Origin of the sequence: Sphingomonas sp. dw_22 (assembly GCF_018449795.1) — a bacterium.
In the GTDB taxonomy this organism is placed as follows: domain Bacteria; phylum Pseudomonadota; class Alphaproteobacteria; order Sphingomonadales; family Sphingomonadaceae; genus Sphingomonas.
Genome location: NZ_JAAVVE010000021.1, coordinates 39,757 through 64,300 on the forward strand (window position 1 = coordinate 39,757; position 24,544 = coordinate 64,300).

General features: G+C 66.3%; 12 protein-coding genes. 2 read left to right on the forward strand and 10 right to left on the reverse strand.

Going from position 1 to position 24,544, the window contains the following annotated elements; translation table 11 throughout:
* Positions 1-5 precede the first annotated feature (5 nt).
* The 3 genes from HB724_RS11225 to HB724_RS11235 are packed head-to-tail and all read right to left on the reverse strand — an operon-like array spanning position 6 to position 4,401.
* Positions 6-1,277 (reverse strand): four-carbon acid sugar kinase family protein, encoded by a 1,272-nt coding sequence (locus tag HB724_RS11225; RefSeq protein ID WP_213981022.1) that lies wholly within the window; start codon positions 1,275-1,277, stop codon positions 6-8.
* Positions 1,274-2,542 (reverse strand): ribulose-bisphosphate carboxylase large subunit family protein, encoded by a 1,269-nt coding sequence (locus HB724_RS11230; protein ID WP_213981023.1) that lies wholly within the window; start codon positions 2,540-2,542, stop codon positions 1,274-1,276. Before HB724_RS11230 ends, HB724_RS11225 begins: the two co-directional genes overlap by 4 nt.
* Positions 2,542-4,401 carry a beta-L-arabinofuranosidase domain-containing protein gene (locus HB724_RS11235; RefSeq protein ID WP_213981024.1) on the reverse strand — a complete coding sequence of 620 codons (1,860 nt, stop codon included), beginning with the start codon at positions 4,399-4,401 and terminating at the stop codon, positions 2,542-2,544. Before HB724_RS11235 ends, HB724_RS11230 begins: the two co-directional genes overlap by 1 nt.
* A 110-nt stretch (positions 4,402-4,511) precedes the next feature.
* On the opposite strand from HB724_RS11235, the gene HB724_RS11240 reads away from it, so the two are divergent.
* Together HB724_RS11240 and HB724_RS11245 are read left to right on the forward strand one after the other, a co-directional pair.
* The gene (locus tag HB724_RS11240) at positions 4,512-6,551 is read left to right on the forward strand and encodes a beta-galactosidase (RefSeq protein WP_346344717.1); all 2,040 of its coding nucleotides are present in this window, start codon (positions 4,512-4,514) and stop codon (positions 6,549-6,551) included.
* Positions 6,551-7,768 (forward strand): SGNH/GDSL hydrolase family protein, encoded by a 1,218-nt coding sequence (locus HB724_RS11245; RefSeq protein WP_213981026.1) that lies wholly within the window; start codon positions 6,551-6,553, stop codon positions 7,766-7,768. Before HB724_RS11240 ends, HB724_RS11245 begins: the two co-directional genes overlap by 1 nt.
* A 15-nt stretch (positions 7,769-7,783) precedes the next feature.
* Here HB724_RS11245 and HB724_RS11250 read toward each other — a convergent pair whose 3' ends face one another.
* From HB724_RS11250 to HB724_RS11280, 7 genes are all read right to left on the reverse strand, one after another.
* Positions 7,784-10,612, reverse strand: coding sequence for a family 78 glycoside hydrolase catalytic domain (locus HB724_RS11250; RefSeq protein ID WP_213981027.1), 2,829 nt, complete (start codon positions 10,610-10,612; stop codon positions 7,784-7,786).
* Positions 10,609-12,849, reverse strand: a complete 2,241-nt coding sequence (locus HB724_RS11255; protein ID WP_213981028.1) for a hypothetical protein — start codon at positions 12,847-12,849, stop codon at positions 10,609-10,611. The genes HB724_RS11250 and HB724_RS11255 overlap by 4 nt, the downstream gene beginning before the upstream one ends.
* 134 nt (positions 12,850-12,983) lie before the next feature.
* A complete protein-coding gene (locus HB724_RS11260; RefSeq protein ID WP_213981029.1) occupies positions 12,984-15,629 on the reverse strand; it encodes a hypothetical protein in 2,646 nt (881 codons plus the stop codon).
* 25 nt (positions 15,630-15,654) lie between these two features.
* Positions 15,655-17,685 carry an alpha-amylase family protein gene (locus HB724_RS11265; protein ID WP_213981030.1) on the reverse strand — a complete coding sequence of 677 codons (2,031 nt, stop codon included), beginning with the start codon at positions 17,683-17,685 and terminating at the stop codon, positions 15,655-15,657.
* Positions 17,686-17,767: 82 nt separating this feature from the next.
* Positions 17,768-20,365, reverse strand: coding sequence for a TonB-dependent receptor (locus HB724_RS11270; RefSeq protein WP_213981031.1), 2,598 nt, complete (start codon positions 20,363-20,365; stop codon positions 17,768-17,770).
* Positions 20,366-20,640: 275 nt separating this feature from the next.
* Positions 20,641-22,833: a hypothetical protein gene (locus HB724_RS11275; RefSeq protein WP_213981032.1), complete on the reverse strand. Its 2,193-nt coding sequence runs from the start codon at positions 22,831-22,833 to the stop codon at positions 20,641-20,643.
* A gap of 95 nt (positions 22,834-22,928) precedes the next feature.
* Positions 22,929-24,533: an alpha-L-fucosidase gene (locus HB724_RS11280; protein WP_213981033.1), complete on the reverse strand. Its 1,605-nt coding sequence runs from the start codon at positions 24,531-24,533 to the stop codon at positions 22,929-22,931.
* Positions 24,534-24,544: the final 11 nt, after the last annotated feature.

Consider the following 24,544-nt stretch of genomic DNA (forward strand, 5'->3'; position numbering starts at 1 on the left):
CGGGCTTAGCGGCCCCGCCGCACGGTCTCGAAAAAGCCCTCGCCGCCCATCTGGCCGCCCTTCAGCACCAGCTCCAGGCCGTCGATCGCAGCATCCGAGGCATGCGCGCGGACCAGCGGCGCGCCACGTTCCATCGGCGCCGCCCAGGTCAGCGCGTCGATGCCCAGCTCGGCCACGCCATGGCTCGACGTGTCGCCGCCTGCGAACAGGATGCGGCGCAGGCTCTGGCGCTTGATCACCGCATGCGCGACGCGCCCCAGCGCCGCGCCCAACAGGTCTCCGGCTGCCGGCGCGGCGTCGCCAAGCGGGCCTTCCGCCGAATGGATCACGCAGCGTCCGCCTTCGGTCAGGGCAGCTTCGGCCGCCGCTGCGAGCCGATCCTCCTCGCCATGCTCACCGCGCAGCAATGCCGCAACATCGACCCCGATTCCGACATAACCTTGCGCGGCACCGCACGCGATCTGCCGAGCGGTGAGCGGGGAACAGCTGCCGCTCACGACAAGCAAGCGATCCACCGCTTCGGCGCGGGCAAGCTCCGCCGGCGCCATAATCGTGCCGTTCGCCTGCCATTCGATCACCAGCGCGCGCGTCACGCCCGAGCTGCCGACCGCGAACCGCGACCCTCTCGACAACAGCACCGCGCCGGCCGCCGCAAGATCCGGCATGTCGATCCCGTCGAACAGCACGGCGCCGTCCGTCACGGCATCGAAAGCCGCCGCCGCTTCGCCGGCATGGATGCGGTCGATCGGCACCAGCGCCACCGGCATGTCGGTCTGCAACGCCAGATGGCGGCGCAGGTCCGCCTCGTGCATCGGCGTCACCGGATGGCGCGACATCGTCGGATGGCGATCGATGCGATAGACTTCGTCGCCGGCCGCCGCGAACAAATTGCCGAACGCGACATAGCGACGCAGGTGCGGCGCGCCGACCAGGATCGGCACGACCCCGCCAAACACGCGCGCGCCGATCTCCATCGCCCGGCCGATCGAGCCCGTCTCCGGGCCGCTGTCGAACGTCGAGCAGGTCTTGTAGTGCACGATCGCCGCGTCGCCGAGCGCGGCGAAAGCCTCGGGCAGGTTCGCGTCCATCCACTCGGGCGAACGGCTCCGGCTGTCCCCCGCGAGCCCGATCGCGCGCACATCGGCGAAACGCGCCCGTAGCGCCGCATCGGGCTTGCGCAGGAACAGGACCGCCGGAACGCCGCCTTCGGCAAGCTGCTCCAGGACATCGGTCGAGCCCGTGAAATCGTCGCCGTAATAGCCGTAAAGGGGCGTCACCCCCCGAATGCTCCCAGCGCCGCCCGCAGCTCGGGCGCCTCGCGCGCGGCCTGGTCGAGCGGCACGCCTGCCACGGCGGCGTCCCATGCCTGGCGAAGCGCGGTCACGCCCGCTGCCGGTCCGCCGGGATGCGCCAGGATGCCGCCGCCCGCGGCGAAGATCAGGTCGGTCGAGCCCAGCGCCGCATAGGTCGCGTGTGCCTGCTTCGCCGACTGGCCGGACGAGAAGACCGGCATGATCTCGCAGCCGGGATTGGGCGGATCGAACATCGGCGTCAGGCATTCCCGCGCCGAGGCGATCACGCTGTCATTCTCCTCGCAGAACTTGTTGTCGATGCCGTTGACATGAGTGTGGTCGATGCCGGCCAGGCGCCACAGCTTCTGGAACGCGACATAGCTCATCCCGATGGCGGGAGAGCGGCCGAGCATGCCCCAGCCGTTGCGGTGGCCGTGGATCGGCAGCTCGCTGTGCGCGCGCAGCACCTTCATCGCGGGCAGGCCGATCGAGTTCATGCTCGCCATGACGCAGGTGCCGCCTTCGGCCATCACATGATCGTGGCGCGCCAGCATCTCGTCGATGTCGCCGGTCAGGTTGGCGGCATACATCGCCTTCTTGCCGGTGCGATCGGCATGTTCGTTGATGACGCGCATCACCGCCGAGACGCGCGCATCGAACGGACAGGCCGGGCCGTCGGCCTGGAGCTCGTCGTCCTTGATGAAATCGATGCCCGCATCGAGCAGGCCCTTGACCTGCGCCGCCGTCGCTTCGGGATCGAGCCCGACGCTCGGCTTGATGATCGTGCCGATCATCGGCCGGTCATAGACATTGGCGAGCCTGCGCGTGCCGGCCACGCCGAACTGCGGCCCCTGATAGCGCGTCAGGAATATCGGCGGCAGCTTGAGGTCGAGCAGCTTGAGCCCCGAAAAAGCCTTCAGCTCCGAGAGATTGCCGGCGACCGTCGCGAGCAGGTTCGGCAGCGACGGCCCGAAATTATGGACCGGCCAGGACAGGACGACGCGCGCCGTCCTCCGCCGCCCGTCGCCGCCGCCCTTGGGCAAACCCGATCCGGGCAGCGACGGCCTCTCGGCGTCCCCCAGTTCCTCGATCGATTCGACCGTCGCGGCATGGGCCTCGCGGAGCGCTTCGGTCTCGCCCGGCACGCGGACGAAGGTGCCGGTCGATTGCTCGCCCGCCATCGTCTCCGCCGCCTGCGCGAGCGGGAACGCGGTCTCGATCCAATAAGTGGCGTAGACGCGGTCGGTCATCATGCGACCTTGAAATAGGTGTTGTAGCGCTCGGTATCGACCGAGAAATAGGGCACGAACACGAGGTCGCGCCCGTCCACGCCGGCGCGGTACGCCTGTTGCTGGCCGGGGACCGGCGCGAGCGCGCCGGGCAGCGCGATCGGATGATTCTCGAGTCCGTCCCACGGATTGAGGCCGACATACATCACCGGACCGCGCATCACCGCGGCGAGATCGGGGTTCTGATCGTCGATGGCGAGCGTGCGCAGCGTCTGCGGCAGGACCAGATCGACCGTGTCGCCGGCCTTCCAGGTGCGCGAGATCGTTGCGAGCGTGCCCGGCGTCACTGCCTGCGACGTGCCGTTGACCGCAAGCGTCGCGCCCTTGGCCCAGGCCGGAACGCGCAGCTTCATCGCGAACCTGCCGTTACCGACCTTGCGCACGGTGAGGCGCGTCGCGTCGGTCGTCGGATAGCTGGTCTCCTGCACCACCTCGACCGCACCGCCCGGGCGATCCCAGGTAACCTCGGACGTCGCGAACATGTTCACGACCAGCGCGTCGTCATCGTGGAAATACAGGCCCATCACATAATCGGCGACGCCCTGCACGAGCGTCCCCGAGCAGCACGGCCATTTCTTCTGGTAATAGAGCTTGTCGGCGTTCGGGCCGTAGTTCGAATAATAGGGATAGTCGCCGTCGCTGTCGGGCAGGCGCGCTGCCAGCATCGTGTTGTAGAGCGTGCGTTCCAGCCCGTCGCCATAGACCGGCTGGCCGGTGAGGCGGATCAGGTAGCGCGCCAGCTTCATGTCGGCGAAGCTGCCGCATGGCGTCTCGAAATGCGCCTTGGACGATTTGAGCGTCGCGGCCAGCTTGCCCTTGTGCAGCTCGACGAACTGCTCCTCCGGCCCCCAACCGCCCGAGGCGAAGCGCTGCGGCTCCATGAATTTCCAGGCGTTGACCAGCGCCTCGCGATATTTGGGATCGCCGAGATGCAGATAGGCCTGTGCGCCCGAGCTCAGCGCGATCGTGTGGCTATAGGCATGCTTGGTCGGCAGCACGTCCTGCCCGGCCGCGAGCGGATCGAACCATTCCTTGTTGAGGAGATAGTGGACCGCCATCGCGCGATACTTTTCGTCGCCGGTGATGTCCGCGACGTGGAACAGGTTCTCCGACAGGACATAGGTCTCGTCATAGGGCGGATCGACCTTGCCCACCCGATCGCGCGAGACCGGCGAGATATAGGGCATGCACTTGTCGATGATGACCGGCAGCAGCTCCTTGGCCCGCTGGACGCCGCTGAGCTGATACGCATCGACCAGGCCGACGACGTATTTGTCCATGACATAGGCCGCCCACTGCGCCTGGGCGTTCTTGCCGGCATAGGGATTCTGCGCCTTGACCATCGCCTCGCCGAAACCCTCCACGAGCGCCGCGACCTTGGCATGCGCCGCCTTGTCGCCCGTCGCCGCCGCGAGGCGCGCCAGGCCCGAGACATATTGGCCGAAGGCAAGGCCCGGCACGAAGCCGTCGGCATCGTACCAGCCGCCCATGTCCGGGCCGGGCGCCGGCAACCCGGCATTCTGGCGGAAGACCTTCAGCAGGCGATCATTGTCGAGCGCCAGATAATGCGCGTGGATGCGGTCGTAATGCTCCTTGATCCGGCCGGTGCCGGTCAGCTTCACTGCGCCATAGGGAAATTCGTGCAGCGATTCCTCGCCCCGGAGCGCGACCGCAGCGGCGCTGGCCCAGGCCGTCGAAGGCAGTGCCGTCGCGCCCACCGCCGTTGCCGCGCACGCCGCGCAATGGAAGAAATCCCGCCTCGAAACGCCCTCGCCCACATCCGTCTCCTCGTTCGAATCATGCCCGATTATCGCTGGCATTTACCCTGCCACGTTGGATATACCCCTATTCATATCATAATATAAATGGCAAGGGGAGTGGTATGATCTGTAGGCCAGTAGCGGTAGCACTTGCCCTGCTTTTGAGCAACGTGTCCGCGCACGCCGAGTCTTCGCAGGCCACCGGTTTTCCCGCCCGGGCGACGGCGTTCGTCGATCGCCCCGCGATCGCCGTGGGAATCTCCTGGTATCCCGAGCAATGGCCCGAGAGCCGCTGGGAAACCGACCTGGCGCTGATGAAGGCAACCGGATTCAACACCATCCGGATGGGCGAGTTCGCCTGGAGCCGGATGGAACCCGAAGAGGGCAGGTTCGACTTCGCCTGGCTCGACCGGGCGGTCGCCGCCGCTGAGCGCCACGGCTTCATGGTCGTGCTCGGCACGCCGACCGCCGCGCCGCCGGCCTGGCTCACGCAGAAATATCCCGACGTGCTGCGCGTCGACGAGAACGGCACGCGGGCCGGGCATGGCGCGCGGCGCCACTTCTCCTTCGCCAGCGGGCGCTATCGCGACCTCTCGCGCCGCATCGCCACCGAGATGGCGAAGCGCTACGGCAAGAACCCGGCGGTGGTCGGCTGGCAGATCGACAACGAAGTCGGCCCACCCTCGTTCGACGACGAATCGGTGGCCGCCTGGCACGCTTTCCTCAAGGCGCGCTACGGCACGATCGACGAACTCAATCGGCGCTGGGCGACGCAATATTGGAGCCAGTTCTACAACAGCTTCGATCAGGTGCCGCTCCACGCCACCGGCCAGCAGAATCCCGGGCTACTGCTCGACTTCAAGCATTTCACCACGACGACCTGGACTGATTATGTCCAGAACCAGGTCCGCGCGATCCGCCCGCTGGTCGACAGCCGCGCCTTCATCACCACCAACACGATGTTCTGGAATGCGGGCTTCGACCATTTCGTCATGCACCGCGATCTCGATATCGCCGCCTGGGACAATTATATTCCGGACGGCCGCCCGGACTGGGTGGCGAACGGCGCCAATCATGATCTCGTCCGCGGCTACAAGCAGCGCAATTTCTGGCTGATGGAGACGCAGCCCGGCCGCGTCGACTGGGTGCCGGTCAACCGTGCGCTCGATCCCGGCCAGGTGCGCGAGCTCGCCTGGCAATCGGTGGCGCACGGCGCGGACGCGGTGCTCTATTGGCAATGGCGCCCCTCACCGAACGGCCAGGAAACCTATCACGGATCGGTGCTGGGTCAGGACGGGCAGCCCAATCCGATCCAGCCCGAGATCGCCCATGTCGCCGCCGACCTGATCCGGGCGACGCCGCTCCTCGCCGACACCCAGCCGGTGGCCAAGGTGGCGATGCTCTTCTCCTATGACAGCCGCTGGGCGATCGACCTGCAGCGCCACCACAAGGATTTCGATCCGATCAAGGCGTTCACCGATTTCTACCGGCCGCTGCGCGTGCAGTCGCAGGGCGTGCATATCCTGCCCGCCGCGGCCGATCTCGCGCGCTATCCGCTGGTCGTGGCGCCCGATCTCAACGTGCTGACCGAAGCGCAGGCAAGGGCGCTCGAAGCCTATGTGCGCGGCGGCGGCCATCTCGTGCTTGGCCCGCGCTCGGGGATGAAGGACGATGCCAATGCGCTCTGGCCCCAGCGCCAGCCCGGCCCGCTCGCCGCGCTGCTCGGCGCCCGGGTCGCGCAATATTATGCGCTCGATCAGGCTGTCGGCATCACCGGTTCGGTGACGGGCAAGGCGGCGATCTGGGCCGAAGCGCTGGAGCCCACTGCCCGCGACGTCCGCACGATCGCCACCTATGCCGATGCCGGCGGATGGCTCGACGGCAAGCCCGCGATCGTGACCCGCAATGTCGGACGGGGCAGCATCACCTATGTCGGTGCGTGGCTCGATCCGGAGGCGATGGCGAAGCTCGCCGCGTCGCGGCTTGCCGATGCGAAGGTGGCCCCGCTGGTCGCCGATGCACACCCCGATTTTGAGATCGCCGAGCGCGCCGGCGCCGGCAAGCGCATCCTGATCGCCATCAACCACGGCAGCGTCGCCCATCCGCTGACCGTTCCGGCAGGCGCCAAGCCGGCCGGCGGCGACTGGGCCGATGGCCAGGTGCCCGCGCATGGCATCGCCCTTTTCCAGCTTGCCCCGGAGGCCCGATGATGAAACCCGCTCTTCTGGCGGCCCCCGCCCTGCTCGGCCTGCTCGCGCTCACCGCCGCGCATGCGGTCGCGCCCGAGCGCTGGGTGCCCGGCTGGGCCTCGCCGCCGATCGGCTATGAGCCCGACACGCGCGACGGCAAGGGGCTCGGCCGCCCGTTCAGGGACGAAACGGTGCGCCAGGAAATCCGCGTAGGCGCGGCGGGCGGCAGCGTGCGGGTGCGCTTCACCAACGAGCTTGCGGGCGTGCCGCTGCGCATCGGCGCGGCCTCGATCCTGCGTCTCGATGCGGAGGGCAAATCCATGCCCGGCAGCCTGCGCTCGCTGTCGTTCGGACAGGCCCGGAGCGTCTCGGTGCCGGCGCGCGCGCCGATGCTGTCCGATCCGATCGCCTATCCGGTCCAGGCCGGCGAGCGGATCGCCGTGTCGATCCACTATCCCGACGAAACCGCCGCCCCGGCCCATGCCCAGATGGTCGATGTCGCGGCCGGCGATGCGACATCGATGCTCGACCTGCCCGCCCCGCGCCATGTCCGGGCTTCAGGCGTGGTCAGCGCGCTGGAGGTCGGCGGCGCGAGCGCGACCCGCGTGCTGGTGACGTTCGGCGATTCGATCACCGAAGGCGCGGGCGCCTCTCCCGGCAAGGCGATGAGCTGGCCCGATCAGCTCGGCCGCATGCTCGCCGGCAATGCCGGGGGGCGCTGCTGGGCGATCGCCAATGCCGGCATCAGCGGCAACCGCCTGCTCAGCAGCGGGCGCGGGCCGAACGCGCTGTCGCGGCTGGATCGGGACGCCTTGTCCGTCCCCGGCGCCACCCATATCGTCGTGCTCGAAGGCATTAACGATATCGGCAAGGTCAAAGACCCTGCCCACAACTGGCAACCGACAGCGGCCCAGTTGATCGCGGCCTATGAGCAGATCCTCGCCCGAGCCAAGGGGCGTGGGCTCAAGGTGATCTTCGGCACGCTGCTGCCCTATGAGGGCGCCGCCTATGCCGATCCGGACGGGGAGCAGCGCCGCGAGACGGTCAATCGGTGGATCCGCGCCAATGCGCGCCGCTTCGACGGGGTGATCGATTTCGACCTGGCGATGCAGGAGCCGGGCAAGCCCATGGTGATGCGCCTGCCCGAGCAGATCGGCGACCATCTCCACCCGAACGACGCCGGCTATACCCGCATGGCGAAGACGGCGCTGCCGGTGATCCTCGCCCAGGGATGCTGATCGAGGGGCCGTTGGCTATGCCGCGGCCGCCTCGAACACATAGCGTCCGGAACCGATAGTGAGCGTCGCGACGCCTGCCTTGTCGGCCGCCTTCAGCACGCCCACGGCATTCGCGGCAGGCGCGCCGCCCTCACGGATGCCGCCGAGCGGCGCAGGCAGGCGGACCGCCGCCTGCGCGCCCGCCGGAACCTCGATCTCGAACCGGATCGCCCCGCCCTGCCGCCGCCAGGCGCTGCGGATCGGCCCCAGCACCGAATCATAGCTCGCCGCGGCGGATTCGAGCCCCGGCACGGTCTGCGGCGCGATCGTGATCGCCGGCGCGGCGCTGTCCCAGAAATCGAGCGTGATCCCGCCCAGCCCGCTATAGAGCCACGCCAGCGCGTGCCCGAGCATGAAATGGTTCTGCGAACCGCCGCGCTTGGGATCCCAGTTCTCGGTCAGCGCGGTCGCGCCGGCCATGACCTGCGCGCCATAGCTCGGCGCATCGGTGCGCGAGAGCATCGCATGCAGCACTTCCGGCGCGCCATGCTCGGCAAGCGCGCGCACGACATAATGGAAGCCGATGTCGCCGGCGGTGACATGATCGCCCCGCGAACGGATATCGGCGACGAGACTGGCCAGCACGCGCTTCTCCTGCCCGGCCGGAACCATGCCCAGCGCCAGCGGCATCGCGTTCGCGGTCTGGCTGCCGGTATCGTAGCTGCCCTTGTCGGCATGGAAATAGGTCGCGTTGAACGCCGCCTTCACGCTCGCGGCGCGCCGCTGGAAGCCGGCGACTTCGGATGCGGGCCGCCCGAGCAGCCGGGCGATCTCCACCAGGTAGGTCAGCATCTGGTAATAAGTGGCGGTTCCGGTCACGCCCATCGTCGTCAACTGGGTGCGGCCGCCTTCGGCGCGCGGCCCCAGATCGAGCCAGTCGCCCAGCCCATAGACCACCAGGCCGTCGGCGGTGCGCTTGCTTTCGATGTGATCGGCATAGCGCCGCATCGCGGGGTAGCCGATCTCCAATATCCTGGGGTCGCCGTACATCCTGTACGTCTTCCACGCCGCGATCACGACCGCCCCGCCCCATTCGGGCGAATCGCGATAGATCTCGTCGACGCCCAGGAACTGGACGAATTCGGGCGCGATCTCGGGGATCTGGCCACTCGGCAACTGCGCATCGACGATATCGGCGATCGTCTTCTCGTACAGCGTCACGCCGTCCTCGACATAGAGGACGGTCTCCGCGTTCAGATGGTCCTGTTCGAGCCAGCCGAGCTTCTCGCGGTGCGGACAATCGGTGAACACGCTCGCGCTGTTGCTGAGCACCGCCTGCTTGATCAAGTCATGGACCTGCACGAGCAGCGCCTGGCTGGATTCGAACCGTCCGCCCTGGGGCAGATCGGTGTGGACGAACTCGCTCTCCAGGCCGAGAACGGCCACGTCGTTCGGTCCCGCGCGATCGGCGGGCATCGCGCCCTCGATCTGCAGATAGCGCGATCCGCAATAGGTGAAGCGCGGCCGCCAGACCTCCTCGCCACGCCCCGCCAGCGTATAGGCATAATAGACCGGCAGGCCCGGCCGCGCGCCGATGCTGCGCGGCGCGATCGTGCCGTCGTCGCCGAGCACTTCGGAAGGACTCAACCGAATCGTCGCGCCGGCGGGTCCGCGCACTTTCAGAACCGGCCTGCTCGCGGCGTTCTTGCCGAAATCATAGACGAACACGCCCGGCTTCGGCTCGGTGATCCGCGCCGTGGCATAAGTCGTATCGACGGTGATCGGCGGGATCCCTTGTGCCTTGAGTGTACCCGGCGGCCCTTCGACCACCAGCACCGGCGACCAGTCCTCGGCGGCCACTCCGGCGCGGTCCCAGTTCGCGATCTCGCGCCGCGCGTCATGATCCTCGCCGCCATAGATCGACGAAAAGGTTATCGGGCCGGGCCGCGTGACCCAGGATTCGTCGCTGACGATCAGTTCCTGCGTGCCGTCCTCATAGGTGATCGCGAGCTGCGCGATCAGCCTGGGCTGGCCGAAGGTGCCGACGAACTTCTTGTAGCGGTCCTTGACGCCTTCGACATTGTACATGCCGTTGCCCAGCATCACGCCGATCGCATTGGCGCCCGGCTGCAACAGGCCGGTGACGTCATAGCTGTTGTAGAGCACCGTCTTGCGATAATCGGTCCAACCCGGATTGAGCATGGACTGCGTGGTCTCGCGGCCATTGATGCTCACTGCATAATGGCCGAGCCCGCTGGCCGAGAGGATCGCATGCCGCACGGGTTTGCGAACCGCGAAGGCCCGCCGGAACAGCGGCATCGGCTTCGCGCCGTCGGCAGGCGCGCCCTTGCGGGATTCGGCAATGCGGATCGGCCAGCCCGGCTCGGCGGCGATCCATTTCGCCTTCCAGGCGCCGGTGCCCAGCACGCCGGTGACGAACCGCTCGGGCGCGATCCACCCGGAGGGATGTCCCTGTTCGTCCCACAGCATCACCGACCACCAATAGGGCGCCTGCGCGCCGAGGCGCAGGTCGCGGCCGGGCCGCGCGCCGAACTTCGCGCTTTTGACCTTGCCGCTGTCCCAGATGTCGCCGCGACCGGCGGCAGCGTCCGCCTCCGTGCTGGCGACGACGATCCGCCATGCCGATTGGCGCACGCCGCGAGCGGTGGCGTCCGTGGCTTCGGCGGTCCAGCCGAAGCGCGGCCGCAGCATGTCGATCCCCTCGGGCCGGACGCGCCATTCGACGCGCGGTCTCGACGGGCGCAAGCGCCCCGCGCCGGGAGCGGCCAGCGCGACCTTCGGCATGAGCGACGTAGCCAGCGTCGCGGCCATCAAGCCGCGACGGGTCAGCCGGGGTGCGGTCATCGCTCGACCCGGATCAGGTAGGAGGTCGTCACCGGCGTGCCGACCGCGATCTCCCAGCCCGGCTCGATCATCCGTCCCTTGATCTCGGGACCGATCGGCCGCGCCGCGCCATCCAGCGGCGTCGCCGACACCCCGATCGCACCCTCCAGATCCTTGAGCTGGATCCACCCCGTGATCGGCTCGATCACCGTGGGTGCGGTGCCCCAATTGGTCAGCATCGCGCGCCGTTCATCCCATTGCTGCCCTGTATTCTCGACCTTGCCGGTGGTGGTGAGCAGCATGCGGTTGGAGAGATTGAGCGGCTTGCCGTCCAGCGACGACAGCGTGATCGTCGCGAACCGGTTCTTGATGTCGGCCGAGAGGTTGCGCGTCTGGACCTGCGTATTGGCGCTGACGAATCCCACCAGTGCCTGCGAACGCGGCGTGTCGACCGTCACCAGCCCGTCCTTGCCGCCATCGGTCCGCCAGCTCAGCTCGCCGGTGTCCGACACGATCGGATTGGACGCTGGCAGCGGCGACGGCAGCGTCGGCTTGCAGTCGAGGCACGAGACCCGCGAGCCGTGGACCAGCGGAATCTTCATGTCGAAGCCCGGGGTGTAATAGGGCATGTCCGCGCGCGGCAGCCGCGACGCCTCGCTGACCTGGTCGGTCGAATAGGACCGCGTCAGCACCTTCTTCGCCGCCGATACGTCGCCCCGCAGGAAGAGCATCGCCCCCGCAGGCATCTGCGCCATCTTCACCGGATCGAGTGTCATGTCGAAATGGTCGCCGATCATCGGAGTCCATTTGCCGCTTATCTTGGTCTCGAACGTATAGAAGAAGATACCGTCCCAATCCTGGAGCGCGGCATAGGAGGCCAGGATCGGGATCATCTCCGAGCCGTAGTCGCTCGGATAGGGATGGTTCACCTCGCTCACCGTGTACGGCTTGCCCGCCGTCGCGCTACGGGCAAGCTTCTGGATGATCGAAAGCTCGGGGCTATTGACCATCGGCTCGTTGCGCCGGCCATAGATCGCCGGATGCTGCCAATAGACATGCGCGTCCAGAATGTCGGACTTGCTGGCGGTGCGCATCAGCGGCTGATTGGCGATGAAATAGGTGTGGTCCGCCATCGGCACGATCGGCGACTTCACGCCCACCTCATCCTTCAGGAACCGCTTCATTTCGGCATGGAAGTCGATCTCGACCTGGGTCAGGAACGCCAGCTCGGCATCGAGCCGAAGCCTCGGCGCCTCGACATGATCGCCGCGCCGCATGAACGGCACTGGCTGCCCCGCCGACACGCCCGCCATGCCGCGCAGCTTGGTCAACTCCGCCGCGCTGCGGTTCTTCACCAGCCAGTCGTTGTACATGCCAACCAGCAGCGCCTGGTAATGCGGCGTCATGTCGAGCTGGAGGTTCGCCCCGCCCTTCACTCGCTCGCCGCGCAGCCAGTTGCGCATCCAGAATTCCAGCAGCGAATTCTCGTTGACCACCTCGACGATCGCCACCGCCGGATCATCCGCGTACCGCAGCTTCGTGTACGGGTTGGTGTGCCCCAGCAGTTGCTTCGCATATTCCTTCTGCAGCGCCACCAGCTCCGGACCGAAATAGGTATAGGCCTTGGCCGGCCCCAACAGATCGGCGTCCGGCACGCCGTCGCCCGCCTTGAAGCGCCGTCCGACATTGAGGTTGAAGTCGACATAGATGCCGTTCTTCTTCAACTCGGCGATCCAGTAATCGAGATTGTCCAGCCGCTCCTGGTTGAACTCCCGGCTGTTGTCGACATCGCCCCGGATCAGCCCGCGCGGGCCATGGGTGAACGGCCCCGCGGTCGGCGAACGATCGGCGCCTTCGTTCTGCACCGCGTTGACGGTGTCGGGCCGGTCGAGAAAGTGCAGGCGCACGCAATTGACGCCGAGCCGCGCCAGCTCCGCGGCATAGATCTCGGCATCATGGTGCGATGGGATCTCTTCCGATCCCACTGCCCAGCCGGTCATGTTGACGCCCCAGCATTTGAAGCGCTGGCCGTCGCCGCGATAGAGATGCCCGTCCCGCGCCTGGATGAAGCCGTATTTCCCCGCCGGTCCGTCCAGCAGGAAACGCGCGTCCGCAGCGGAATCGACGCGCCGCTCGTGATTGACCGCGAACGGCTGGAGCGGAATATCCTGCGCGCACGCCGGCGCCGCCATCGCGATCATCGCGCCGATGCCGAGCGCTCCCCGCACGACATCAACACGCTTCCTGAATTCGATCATCATGCTCTCCCCTGAGCGCGGCCGCGTCGCCCCGCGTCTTTTGCGGAATAGTCGAGCCCAGCCGGGCTCACGTCAACAACATCCCATTAATCGCAATAATATGATACATACTGGGATGTTCTGGATTTCTGCCGCTAGGCAAGGCGCCGGCGCCAGACCGCGTAATAGGGCTGGCCGGCCCAGTTCGCGTCGAGCCCCGGCGCCAGCATGTCGCCCCGCGCGCCCTGCAGCAGGAAGTAATATTGCAGCGGGAACGGCGACGCGGTGTAGTCGCCCGGTATCTCCGCGGAATATTGCCCGCCGGCCCCCGCCATCGGCACCGAACGCCAGCGCTCGCCATGATTGACGTGCCGGAAATACAGCGCGCAATGCTGCATGTCCGATGGAACGGACAGGCGCACGGCCAAGGGCTGGCCCGGCGTGAAGCTGTCCGGCGCCGCGTGCTCGAACGCATAGCGCGGACGCGACGGATCGAGGACGTTCCTGGCGATCGGGGCTCTGGTCGAACCATCCTGCCGCATCGGGTTCGACAGCGCGGCCCGCATTGCGGCGATGTCGCGATCGATGTCCGGCACCCGATCGATCCAATGCCCGCGCTGGACGATCGCCTCGGTCCCGAAGCTGATGTCGGGAACATAGACCCCGCGTGCCCGCTCGGCCATCGCCACCCAGATGTCGCGACCCCTAGCATAGATCGCAAGCGCCTGGCGGCCGGTCTCGATCGCCCCGGTCTTCCGATAGACCTGGAACAACAGGCCGCTCTGCAGCTTCGCGGCGAAGAAGCGGGCCAGACCGATCTGGATCAGGACGTCCTCTTCGAGCCGGCGAAAGGCCGGATCGCTCGGCGCCGTTGCCTGCGCGCGCGCCTGCTTCAGGGCCGTCGCGGCCATGCCGGCAAAGCCTTCCAGCGCGCGCGCAACTTCGGCCGGGGAATATTTGGGGTCCGCCTTCCCGGCCACCACGAGATCGGCATGCTCGGCGATCGAAGAGAAGAGCTGCGGATCGAGCGCGCTGATATCGGCGAGCGTATAGCCGTCGGGCAGGTCCGCGATCGGCTTGTAGCCGGTGAGCGGCATCACCGGCATGTTGTCGTAGATTTCCGGCCAGTAATAACGGTTCGAGGTGGAAGGGATATTGGCGGTGGTGAACAGCGGCAGCGTGCGGGAGGCATGCGCCAACGCCGTCTCCGCAGCCGTGGCGGCCGGCCCGAAGGTCCGCGCCAGATAGCGCCCCCACCCTGCCCGATCGGCATCAGGATCGTAGAGCAGGCGCCCCCACAGGCGATATTCATACTCGAACTTGGCCCAATCGTTCAGGCCCGGCTCTAGCGCCTTGTCCTGATAGGCGTTGCGGCCGCCCGGATGCCCGGAGGCCTCCCGTCCCTTGAACGTCAGCGGCTCGCAGATCTCCAGGCCGGCGGAATCGCAGAAGCCGGCCGCGCGCGAATAGGCAGCGGCGGTGGCCGGATCGCCCCATAGCAGGAAGCGCTGCGTTCCCGGCCACAGGCGATGCAGCACGCCATATTTGCGCCCCTCGACGAACAGATCGGCATAGCCGTAGCGCGTGAAGCGCCGCACGCCGCTGCTGCTGTTGCCGGTCTTCGCGATCCGCTCAGGTGTCGGCACTTCGTTCTCGCGGATATCGGCCTGGTGATAGCCGAGCCCCATATGCTCGCCGGCGAATTTGGGGCTCACCTGCATCGGCATGCCGGTCGCCTGGGCGATGGCGATCATCTCTTCGGTGATGCCCTTGGCATGCATGTCGATCTCGACCGGGCGACCGGCCGCCGCGAACCCTTCGAACAATGTCCGCCAGAAGGAGAAGCTGCCGTCCGCGATGCCGCTCTCGACATGGATGCGGAAGGTCAGCCCGTTGATGTCCGGGCATTCCTTCAGCAGCCTGGCCATCGCATCTCGGCAATAGGCGGCGTGGGTCTTCGCCGTGAGCCCTTCGATCCGATGGAATGCCTTCGGGCTTTCCACCCAGTCATAAGCGTGCGTCCAGATGCCGAGCTGGAAGTGCAGTCCCCGCGCCGCCGCCTCGGACGAGATGAACCTGAGCGTCTCCAGATTCTTCTCGCGCTCGCCCGCCGGCAGCGGTGGATTCAGCCGGACGTCGTATCCCGGCACGTCGAACAGGAAGACATAGGGGAACTGGAAATAATCGTCGGTGATGTTCTTGGGAAAATCATAGCCGAAGCCGAAGAACAGCGCGACGCGATTGAAGCGGTTCGCGACCAGCATGTCGAGATAATCGGCCCAGAAGCCCTTGTCGTAATACCAACCCTTGTCCTCGATCTCGCTGCAGAAGGAGCGCGCCATGCTGCGGATCGCATTGGCCGGTTTCTCATCCATCGCCGCGATGTCGAGCCCGAGATCGGGGGACGAGGACAGCCGCACGCGATCGGCCAGCTCCAGCACCGCATAGGCCAGGCCCAGCCTGCCGCTCGACGATGCCCGTAACGCACGGGCGCCCTTGAACCGGTCGGGCGCGATCGCGAAACCCTCGGCATGCCCCGAAGCCCTGTTGGCGAGGAGGAGCACGAGCTCGCCCGGAGCCGGGTCCGCCGTGGCCGACACCGCGCTGGCGACCCCCTTCTCCGTCAGTGCCTTGCGAAGCCGGTCCACCGCCCGGGCGACCGGCGTCGCGGAGGCGACCGGGTCCGCCGGATCGGACAGGATCCATACCTTGCCCGGCGCGGCGCCGATCGCAGCGGTGCCTAGCGTGCCGGTTGCCGCGACGGCGGCGCCGAGTTTCAGGATATCCCTGCGTTCGATCATCGGTTCGGCCCCATGTGGAATTAGCTCAGGTCAGTTCGATCAGCTCGTATTCGCCGAGCCGCGGCAAGGTGATCCGGCCATAGCCCCCGTCGAGCCGCGCCACCGGCAGCGCCTGCGCGGAGACGACGGCGCCGGCGCGCGCGAAGGGCAGCTTCACGTCGATCCGGATGTCGCGCATCGGCGCCGGATCGAAATAGGCGGTGTCGGCGTGACCGGTCAGGTTGACCAGATGCAGCAGGCGGCGCTGTCCCTGACGCATCAGCGTGACCTGCACCAACGGATGCGCGTTGGTCCGCACTTGCCGCCCCTCGGGAAGAAGCTGGTCGACCAGATCCGAGAACAGGCCGGCATGCGCCTCGGAACTGTGCAGATAATAGAGGTTGCCCAATTCCCAGGGCAGCCACGCGACCGTGCCGCGGCCGAGCGCTCGGGTCACCAGTCCCGGATAGTCGGTGTCCTTCCAGTCGACATGGACGAACTCGGGCGGGCCGTACATCGACGGGGGCACGAAGGTGATCGGCCCGGTTCCGTCGAGCTGGAGATAGTCGCCATAGACGATGAAGACCTCGGTCTCCGCCAGCGAGGGGAACCGCGCCTTGTCGCGCACCCGGAAATAGGCGCCGTCGGGCTTCTCCCAGCGCTTGACGACAGGCGCGACGGCGAAACCAGGTTCGGTGGGGCTCGCGATGATGAGCCTGCCGCCGCCCCTGACATAGGATTCCAGCGCCGCCGGCGTCGCGCCCGGCGCGATGACCAGGTCGAATTCGCGCTTGCCCAGCCAGTCGAGATTGTTGGCGGCAGCGAACGGGATGTGAAGCTCGCTCAGCAGCCGATACAGGCCGCGATAGGATTCCGGTGACGCCGCGATGCCCGCCCCGGGGCCGCCGGGCGCGAGCAGCAGCACGCGCGCCTCGCTCTCCTGGCCGACATAATAGCCCTCATGCTCGCGCAGCCAGCGATAGACCCGCGCCGCCGCGTTCGAAGCCCTTTTGTCGGGATAGTCCGCCAGCGTCGCATTGGTCAGGAAGGCCGCGCCGCCGCCGTTCGCCACGCCCTGCCATATCCGCGAGCGGGATTCGGGCGCGGAGATCGCGGCGAAGCGCCACGACGTGGCGATATAGGGGATGCTTTCGTTCAGCGGCAGCTTGTCGGGAAAGCTGTTGAGCGCCTGGTTGGTGTTGTCGGCGGACGAATAGGGCCACATCGGCAGCAGCGTCTTCAGCGCGGTCTTCGATTCCGAGAAGACGATGTCGCTCACTTCCTCCGCCGCGCCGGCGACCGAGGCATCAGGCCGCCGCGCCTTGATGAGCTGCTGGATCCGCCGCGACGCGCGCAGGCCGGATTCCTTCAGGAACAGGCGATATTGCTCGGTCCGCTCGGCCGGGATCTCGGTCCCTGCGAAATCGCGGAAGAGCCGCACGCAATTGTCGCAGTGGCACAGGCCGATCGGCTGATGGCTGTAGTTCAGCACCGGATTGCTGAACATGTTGAAGAAGAAGCCGTCGACCGGATAGCGCTCCAGCGCCTCGGTCAGGATCTCCAATGCCTTCTCGCCGTACCAGCCGCCGTTGATGCAGGTGGAATAGAGCCCGTTATAGACGTCGGGCTTGCCGTCGGCCGATCGGAAGAACCAGTCGGGATGCGCGTCATAAACGTTCCTGCGCGCCTTGCTGAAATCCCAGCGGCCGACCACGCGGATGCCGCGCGCATGCGCCTCGCGGACGACCGCGCCGAACATGTCCTTGCCCGCCGGCAGCCAGGGGCTGACATACGCCAGCGGCACCTTGCTCGGATAGTGCGCCGAGATGCCGCCCGCCGACATCAGCAGCACATTGGCGCCGAAATCGGCGACGTCCTTCACGAACGCTTGAGGGTCCAGCGCGGCATCGGTTTCGCGCAAATTGGTCTGCAACCAGCGGATCGGCTGCTGCATCCACCAGCCCTGCCCCGCGCCGTCGGCCGGGTTCTCACCCGACGCCGCGAAAGCGCCCCTCGGCATCACCGAAGCGACGCCGAGCGCCAGCGCGCCTTCGAGGAATGTCTTGCGGTCGATCATCTCCTGCCTCCGGCGTGCCGCCGGGACGGCGCGCATTCGAGGAGCGACCGGCCCGCCGCGCAGGGCGGCGGGCCGTCGCGGGTCACAGCGTCGCGCGGAAGCCGATCGTGAACTGGCGATCGTTGATCTCCACGCCAGTCGTCCGCTGCTCGTCGAGGACATAGCCCTCGAGGCGCTGGCGCAGCAGGTTGTTGCCTTCCAGCGTCAGCGTGAGATTCTTGTTCAGCTCGAAGCTCAGCGAGGCGTCGAGCCAGCCATAGCCCTTGCGGAAGTTCGGCACGGTGCCGAGACCGCCCTGCAGGAAGGCAAGCCCGCTATAATATTTGTTGCGGTAATTATACGCGACGCGCGCGCTCACCGGCCCCTTCTCGTAGATGCCGACCACGTTGAAGCTGTGGCGCGAAAGCTGCGGCAGCGGCACCGTCTCGCCAGGCACCGGGCTCGGCGATTCGGAGTCGACAAAGGTGTAGTTGAGCTGGGTGCCCAGGCCGCTCAGCGGGCCCGGCAGGAAGTCGAAGAACTGCTGATAGCCGACCTCGAAGCCCTTGATCGTGCCCTTGCCGATATTGATCGGCTGGGTCAGCGTGTAGGGCAGGCCGTCGATGATCACGCCCGCCGTCGATGAGCTGCCGATAAAGCCTTCCACCTTGCGACGGAAGCCCGCCACATAGACCGAGTTGGTCGTGCCGAAATAATATTCGAGCGACGCATCGAGGTTGGTCGACATCAGCGGCTTCAGGTCCGGATTGCCCGAAGATGCCAGCGACGAGGCAGGCACCACGGTGACCGACGGCGACAATTGGTTGAAGTCCGGCCGCGTCATCGTCTTCGATGCGGCCAGGCGCAGCTGCAGCTTGTCGGTGAAGCGGAAGCGCAGGTTCGCCGAGGGCAGCACCTTGGTGTAGTTGTTGTCGATATCCAGCGCCTGGTATCCGGTCTGGACGTTGTTCACGTACAGTGGCCGGAAGCCGACCAGCGTGCCCTTGGTATTCACGACGCGGACGCCGACATTGCCGTCGAAGCGGAAGCCGTTCTCATTGGCGAACTTGACAAGGCCATAGCCCGAGGTCGTCTTCTCGCCGATGTCGAACACCGACAAGGGATTGACCGCGGGCCCGGTGGTGAAGCCCAGCGCCTGCCGCATCGCATCGAAATTGTTGCGCAGCATGCCGGGGATCGTCGACAGGAAATCGAACGTGACCGGCGTCCCCTCACTCGCCTTCGCCATGAAGTCGGGATGGGGGTTCGGTGCGAAATATTGCGAGAAGGCAGTGGCCTGCGGCGCTCCGGGCGGAGTCGCGAAGAAGCGCCACGGCGTGAAATGGGCCTCCCGGTCCGAATAGCGGAAGCCCGCCGAGATCTGCGTGATGAACGAATCAATCTTGTAGTCGACGTCCGCCATGAACGCCTTCTGGTCGCCGTCATAATCGTTGCGGCTCTCGGTCATCGCGCCGACGCGGTAGCTGTCCAGACTGGTGAGGTCGACGCCCTGGATCAGGAACGATGGGACATCGAACGCCTCGAGATCCTGGGTAATGCGCGGCGCAGTCGTGGTCAGGTCGAGCTCGCGATAGGTCAGCTTGCTCGAGGACTTGGTATAGCTGCCGTCGACCTTGATGCTGAGCGGACCCTCCGCCCATTTGCCGCCGATCGCATAGGTGCGGTTCTTGTCGATCTGGTCGCGCGACACGCCCATCGTCGAGACCGGCACGTTCAGGAACGAGCCGCGCAGGAAATTGTCGCTGTCCGGATAGGTCTCGAACGATCCCGGTTCCGGCTGATTGGCCGTGGGATTGCCGTTCACCGGCGCAGTCGGAACGTTGAGGCCGCTCCAGTCGGCGCCGTTCTTGAAATAGGAATAGCTGTACTGGGCGTAGAATTCGAAGCCGCCGCCTGGGCGCCATTGCAGCGCCGAATCGATGCCGAAGCGCTTACGGTCGCCGATCACTTGCGGCAGATAGGTGCCGTTGGGAACCGCGATGGTGCGGCCGGGGATCACGTCCGCGCGACCGGTCGGGGAACCGACACTGTCCTGGTCGCTGCGCAGGTCGCGGTCCTGATAGGAAACCGTGACCAGCGCGCCGATGTCGCCGATGCCGGTATGCCAGCGGTCCGAGACCAGGATCGACGCGTTGGGCGACCATTTGTCGACCAAGTCATTGTAGCGCGCGCGGGCGCCGCCGGTGATCTTGAGGCCGTCGAAATCGAACGGCATGCGGGTGCGCACGTCGATGGTGCCGCCGATGCCGCCTTCGACCAGGCTCGCGTCGGGCGCCTTGTAGACGTCGATGCCGGCGATCAGCTCGGCGGCAAGATCCTGGAAGTTGAAGGTGCGGCCCGAGCCGGCGGTGAAGACCTCGCGGCCGTTCAGCGTGGTCTCGACCTGCGGCAGGCCGCGGATCGCCACGCCCGTGCCTTCACCATAGTCGCGCGTGATCTGGACGCCGGTGATGCGCTGCAGCGCTTCGGTCACATTGGCGTCGGGAAGCTTGCCGATGTCCTCGGCGACGATCGAGTCGACGATCGAATCGGCGTTGCGCTTGATCTCCTGCGAGCTCCGAAGACTGGCACGCACGCCGGTCACGATGATTTCATCCGCCTGCTGCGATCCGGCGTCATCCACCTGATCGGTTTGCGGCGCAGGCGCGTTCGCGTCCTGCGCATGCGCGCTCGCCTGCATAATGACGATCGCGAATACGCAAGCACCAGCTTTCAGTGAATTCCTCACAGCCAACCTCCCCAAAAATTTCTCATATTATCTTATTAATGGAGAGCTATGCAGATCATACCAGTTCCGTCAAGCCTTCCCCGAATTTCCCATTATTCGGGATTTCCATGGTGTTTCCATGTGCCGGAATCCGGCGGAAAACAGCCATTCCGGATCCATTCACCCGAAGACTTTCCAATTGGCCGCGGGACGAGCGAGGCGACGCCCGTCACCGAATTTGCGGCATCTCAGCGTTCGACTCGGACGAGGTAGGAGGTCGTTACGGGCGTGCCGACCGCAATCTCCCAGCCCGGCTCGATCATCCGCCCCTTGATCTCGGGACCGATCGGCCGCGCCGCGCCATCCAGCGGCGTCGCCGACACTCCGATCGCGCCCTCCAGATCCTTAAGCTGGATCCAGCCCGTGATCGGCTCGATCACCGTCGGCGCGGTGCCCCAGTTCGAGAGCATGGCGCGGCGGTCGTTCCACTTCTGCCCTGTATTCTCGACCTTGCCGGTAGTGGTGAGCAGCATGCGGTTGGAGAGATTGAGCGGCTTGCCGTCCAGCGACGACAGCGTGATCGCCGCGAACCGGTTCTTGATGTCCGCCGACAGATTACGCGTCTGGACCTGCGCATTGGCGCTGACGAATCCCACCAGTGCCTGCGAACGCGGCGTGTCGACCGTCACCAGCCCGTCCTTGCCGCCATCGGTCCGCCAGCTCAGCTCACCGGTGTCCGACACGATCGGGTTCGAGGCCAGCAGGGGCGCTGGAAGCGTCGGCTTGCAGTCCAGGCACGAGACCCGCGAGCCGTGCACCAGCGGGATCTTCATGTCGAAGCCCGGCGTGTAATAGGGCATGTCCGCGCGCGGCAGCCGCGACGCCTCGCTGACCTGGTCGGTCGAATAGGACCGCGTCAGCATTTTCTTCGCCGCCGATACGTCGCCCCGCAGGAAGAGCATCGCCCCCGCAGGCATCTGCGCCATCTTCACCGGATCGAGCGCGATATCGAACTCGCCCGTGACCATCGGCGTCCATTTGCCATGGAGCTTCGATTCATAGGTATAGAAGAAGATGCCGTCCCAATCCTGAAGCGCGGCATAGGAGGCCAGTATCGGGATCATCTCCGAACCATAGTCGCTCGGATAGGGGTGGTTCACCTCGCTCAGCGTGTACGGCTTGCCCGCCGTCGCGCTACGGGCAAGCTTCTGGATGATCGAAAGCTCGGGACTGTTCACCATCGGCTCGTTGCGCCGGCCGTAGATGGCCGGGTGCTGCCAATAGACATGCGCGTCCAGAATGTCGGACTTGCTGGCGGTGCGCATCAGCGGCTGATTGGCGATGAAATAGGTGTGATCTGCCATCGGCACGATCGGCGACTTCACCCCGACCTCATCCTTCAGGAACCGCTTCATCTCGGCATGGAAGTCGATCTCGACCTGGGTCAGGAACGCCAGCTCGGCATCGAGCCGAAGCCTCGGCGCCTCGACATGGTCCCCGCGCCGCATGAACGGCACCGGCTGCCCCGCCGACACGCCCGCCATGCCGCGCAGCTTGGTCAACTCCGCCGCGCTGCGGTTCTTCCCCAGCCAGTCATTGTACATCTTCACCAGCAGCGCCTGGTAATGCGGCGTCATGTCGAGCTGGAGGTTCGCCCCGCCCTTCACCCGCTCGCCGCGCAGCCAGTTGCGCATCCAGAATTCGAGCAGCGAGTTCTCGTTCACCACCTCCACGATCGCCACCGCAGGATCGTCCGCATAGCGCAGCTTCGTGTAGGGGTTGGTGTGTCCCAGCAGTTGCTTGGCATATTCCTTCTGCAGCGCCACCAGCTCCGGACCGAAATAGGTATAGGCCTTGGCCGATCCGATCAGGTCATAGTCCGGAACCCCGTCGCCGGGCCGATAGGCCCGCCCGACATTGAGGTTGAAGTCGACATAGATGCCGTTCTTCTTGAGCTCGGCGAACAGGAAGTCGAGCAGGTCGAGCTGCCCGGGATCGAGCGCCCGCGAACTGTCGCCATCGGCGATCAGGCCGGCGGGCATCTGCTTCACCGGCACCGGATCGGGGCCCAGATCGCCCGCCGGCTTCTGCGACTGGGTCTTGGGCAGATCCAGGAAATGCATCCGCACGCAATTGACGCCGAGCCGCGCCAGCTCCGCCGCCATCTCGCGTGCTTCCTGGTGCGGCAGCAGCAACGCGGAGCCAGTGCTGAAGCCGGTGAGGTTGACGCCCCAGCATTTGAAGCGCTGTCCGTCGCCCCGATAGAGATGCCCGTCCTGCGCCTGGATGAAGCCGTATTTCCCCGCCGGTCCGTCCAGCAGGAAACGCGCGTCCGCAGCGGAATCGACGCGCTGCTCGTGGTTGACCGCGAACGGCTGGAGCGGGATGTCCTGCGCCCATGCCGAGCCGGACAGGCCCCCCGCCGCACAGATAGCCGTCATCCACCGTCGTGCGTGCCGCATCGCCGTTCTCCCCATCCTATCGATTGTCGGGCGATCGGTCGCCGCAACGCGCGGCGCCGATGCCCCTTTGTCGTTCAGCGCGTCCGGATACGCAGCGCGTAGGGCGCGGCGCCGTCGCCCACCGGCGGCAGCGTCACTTCAAGGCCCTTCGGCGTCTGCCGCCATGTGATCTTGCCGCCGTCGAGCAGCTCGATGCTCCTGATCGGCGCATCGAGATACGGCGTGCCGGCATAGAGCGTCTTGACCAGCACCGCGCCGTCCTTCGGCCGCGACAGGCCGAGCGCGTAGAGCGTGTCGCCCTTGGTGGTGAAACGAATATCCGCCGGCGTGAAGCCCTTCACCGCCGATTCCTCGACCTGGCCGCCCACGCGCACCTGGCCGGACTTGGTCGTCCCCTCGCCGAAATATTTGAAGGGCCGCGTGCCGTAGATCGCTTCGCCGTTCACCTTGAGCCACGCGCCCATGCCGCGCAGCACGGTCTGGATCTCCTCGGGGATGGTCCCGTCCGCCCTCGGCCCGACATTGAGCAGCAGGTTGCCGTTCTTGCTGACGATGTCGATCAGATCGGCGATCAGCGACGGCGCGCTGCGATAGGTGTCGTTCTGGGCATAGCCCCAGCTATGGACGCTCACCGACGTATCCGATTGCCAGGGAGTCAGCTTGAGCGCGTCGGTCTTGCCGCGCTCCATGTCGAACATCGCGCTGCCCTCGGCGAACTGCGATCCCTTGTAGGCGATGATGCCGGGCGCGTTCCGGGCCGCCGAGCGGTTGTAATAATAGGCCGCGGTGTCGCGCATCAGCGGCTCGAACAGCGGCGCCGAGGTCCACCAGTCGAAATAGATCAGCTCGGGCTGGTATTTGTCGATCAGCTCGGACGTGCGCGCCATCCAGTCGTTCAGGAAAGCCTTGCTCGGCGGCATCCAGTTCTGGAGCTGGCCGCTGTCGGGCCAGGTCTCCGGCGCATCGGCGGGCAGTCCGGTGCGCGACGCCGGCCCATACAGGCCGTCGTTCGCCGGATTGTTGACGTCGGAATCATAGGTGCGGCCCATATAATACCACCACCAATGCTCGGCGCGGTGCGACGACAGGCCGAAATGCATGCCGTGCGCGCGCGCCGCCTTGGCGATCTCGCCGGTCGTGTCGCGCTTCGGCCCCATGTCGGCCGCATCCCAGGTGGTGAAGTCCGACGCGTACATCGCGAAGCCGTCGCAATGCTCCGCGACGGGGACGACGTACTTGGCGCCGGCATCCTGGAAGAGCCGGACCCACTGGTCGGCGTCGAACTTCTCCGCCTTGAACTGTGGGATGAAGTCCTTGTAGCCGAACTTCGACTGCGGCCCGTAGGTCTTCACATGGTGCTCATAGGCGGCGTTGCCCGGCACATACATGTTGCGCGAATACCATTCGTTGGCGAAGGCCGGGACCGAATAGACGCCCCAGTGGATGAAGATGCCGAACTTGGCGTCGCGGAACCATTCGGGCGTGCGATAGGCGCGCAGCGAATCCCAGTCGGACTTGAACGGCCCCTTGGCGATGCCGGCCTTGACCTCGCCCAGCTTCCTGTCGACCTTGGCCTGATAGTCCGGCACCTGCGCCGCCGCCGGAACAGCGGCCGCCAGAGCGAGCATCGACGCCGAAACGGCCGCAACGCGCTTAATCGAACCGACGATATTCCTCATCGTACCTCCCC

Excerpts from the sequence above, each read along its gene's own strand:
- HB724_RS11230 (WP_213981023.1), bottom strand. The coding sequence starts at position 2,542 with ATGACCGACCGCGTCTACGCCACTTATTGGATCGAGACCGCGTTCCCG.
- HB724_RS11235 (WP_213981024.1), bottom strand. The coding sequence starts at position 4,401 with ATGCCAGCGATAATCGGGCATGATTCGAACGAGGAGACGGATGTGGGC.
- HB724_RS11245 (WP_213981026.1), top strand. The coding sequence starts at position 6,551 with ATGAAACCCGCTCTTCTGGCGGCCCCCGCCCTGCTCGGCCTGCTCGCG.
- HB724_RS11250 (WP_213981027.1), bottom strand. The coding sequence starts at position 10,612 with ATGACCGCACCCCGGCTGACCCGTCGCGGCTTGATGGCCGCGACGCTG.
- HB724_RS11255 (WP_213981028.1), bottom strand. The coding sequence starts at position 12,849 with ATGATCGAATTCAGGAAGCGTGTTGATGTCGTGCGGGGAGCGCTCGGC.
- HB724_RS11260 (WP_213981029.1), bottom strand. The coding sequence starts at position 15,629 with ATGATCGAACGCAGGGATATCCTGAAACTCGGCGCCGCCGTCGCGGCA.
- HB724_RS11265 (WP_213981030.1), bottom strand. The coding sequence starts at position 17,685 with ATGATCGACCGCAAGACATTCCTCGAAGGCGCGCTGGCGCTCGGCGTC.
- HB724_RS11270 (WP_213981031.1), bottom strand. The coding sequence starts at position 20,365 with ATGCAGGCGAGCGCGCATGCGCAGGACGCGAACGCGCCTGCGCCGCAA.
- HB724_RS11275 (WP_213981032.1), bottom strand. The coding sequence starts at position 22,833 with ATGACGGCTATCTGTGCGGCGGGGGGCCTGTCCGGCTCGGCATGGGCG.
- HB724_RS11280 (WP_213981033.1), bottom strand. The coding sequence starts at position 24,533 with ATGAGGAATATCGTCGGTTCGATTAAGCGCGTTGCGGCCGTTTCGGCG.